General features: G+C 37.0%; 4 protein-coding genes. 2 read left to right on the top strand and 2 right to left on the bottom strand.

Features of this window, described 5'->3' with window-relative positions:
• Both AC1DUW_RS27915 and AC1DUW_RS27910 read left to right on the top strand, forming a co-directional pair.
• Positions 1-377, top strand: a 377-nt coding sequence (locus AC1DUW_RS27915; protein WP_477644064.1) for a glycerol-3-phosphate acyltransferase, incomplete at its 5' end; no start/stop codon positions are given.
• A gap of 334 nt (positions 378-711) precedes the next feature.
• A complete protein-coding gene (locus tag AC1DUW_RS27910; RefSeq protein WP_082527609.1) occupies positions 712-855 on the top strand; it encodes a YycC family protein in 144 nt (47 codons plus the stop codon).
• 15 nt (positions 856-870) lie between these two features.
• Here AC1DUW_RS27910 and AC1DUW_RS27905 read toward each other — a convergent pair whose 3' ends face one another.
• Both AC1DUW_RS27905 and AC1DUW_RS27900 read right to left on the bottom strand, forming a co-directional pair.
• Positions 871-1,215, bottom strand: coding sequence for a PadR family transcriptional regulator (locus tag AC1DUW_RS27905; RefSeq protein WP_252432946.1), 345 nt, complete (start codon positions 1,213-1,215; stop codon positions 871-873).
• A gap of 195 nt (positions 1,216-1,410) precedes the next feature.
• Positions 1,411-1,685: NUDIX hydrolase (locus AC1DUW_RS27900; RefSeq protein WP_477644063.1), on the bottom strand; the 275-nt coding region annotated here is incomplete at its 5' end.

Raw genomic sequence — 1,685 nt, 5'->3', positions numbered from 1 at the left:
CGTTAATGCTAGGCGTGGAAATGAATCTATTGCTAGCCGGACTTTTTGCAGTAATCGGTCATATGCTCCCTATTTTTGCAAACTTTCGGGGTGGGAAAGCAGTCGCAACATCGGCTGGTGTTATCCTCGCATATGAACCATTATTTTTTCTTATTGTCCTTATCATATTCTTTATATCCTTATACATATCCAAATATGTTTCACTATCTTCCATGATTGCTTGTCTACTAGCTCTCATTTACAGCTTAGTGTTTCATACCGATGATTGGGCTCTTATTATTGTAATTGGCATTTTAACGATTTTCATCTTTTACCGCCACCGTGCGAACATCAAACGAATAATCGATAAAACTGAACCAAAAGTAAAATGGTTGTAAGAGGAGACCATTGGCTTTTTTAAACAAAAATAAAAGCCCGTCTTTACGGGCTTATTTCTATTCTAAAATTAATAGGCCAAATGTTTCAGAATCCTGGCATGCCCTAACACCTTTTCCGCAGAATTTCCAATTTTCTAAATCATTATGTTTTTAACAAACTTCATTGTTAAGATTAAATATGTTCAGCAGTATTACGTTTCACCCTTTAATCTCCTACCTACTAGCGGAAGCAGAAGACTGATTGAATCATGCAAATTGCCCTCATAAGGATTGAATAATTGAAGCATAGAGGCTACACTAGAACTAATCAAAAATCGTCTTTAGGAGAAGAGCCATGAAACCATTACAAATATCAACTGAAACCGCATTAAAGTTATCTGAATCTCTCAACATGCCATTAGAGCAAATCATGCATATGCCCACGCCCATCTTGCTGAAAAAGCTGGCTGAGGCTGAAGCCAAAGAAAAAACAAAATAGCTGCAGACATTGCAGCTATTTTTGTGTGCGCTCATAGATAGGTGAAACAACCTTACCGATTACATCTTGAAAGGTGTTCCACTCTTCCCATTGAACTTGAAATTGAGCAACACCCAATTTCGTCGCATAATAGTATTTTCTTTTAGGACCTTCTAAAGAATCTCGCCAATAACTTATTAGATACTCTTTCACTTCAAGCCTTTTTAAAGCGGGGTATAGCATACCTTCTTTATAATGCAAATAGCCATCACTTAACTGTTTAAGCTGTTCAATCATTTCATACCCATACATATCCTTTTGAGCTAATAGTGAAAGCAGCACCATCTCCGTACTCCCTTTTAGCAGCTCTGTTTTCCGCAAATCAGCTACCCCCTCTAAATAAGATGATCTATCACTATATCTTCACATTGTATAGTTTCCGAAATAATCCTCTTGGAACTATAAAAAGCTTGCTTAACTCACTATAATACCAATATTCCAAATATTCATCTACCAATTTATGTTATATAGCTAAGGACATAATAAATACTTCCGTTGAATTCAAAAAAAAACCGCTCAAAGGCGGATTTTAGTTGGAGAAATAATTTTTTTCATGTTAGGCAATGGCTTCTTTTTAACGGAGAGTAAAAGATTGTTTTCATATGTACAAGCAAATTCGTATGGAGGGTCATCCAGTAAAATATCGCTTAGATAATACTTTATGTTGGGCACAACTTCATCTGCCTCCATAACCCATTGATATGGCTTCCAGGCAAGTTCTCCTTCATCGCAAGCTAGAAGTCCACCCCTATACCGAGCCGAAGATACAGGGGGTGGACTTCTAGCTCTGT

The organism is Peribacillus sp. P4_C12, from assembly GCF_056402095.1.
This window is presented reverse-complemented; position numbering and strand designations above follow the sequence as displayed.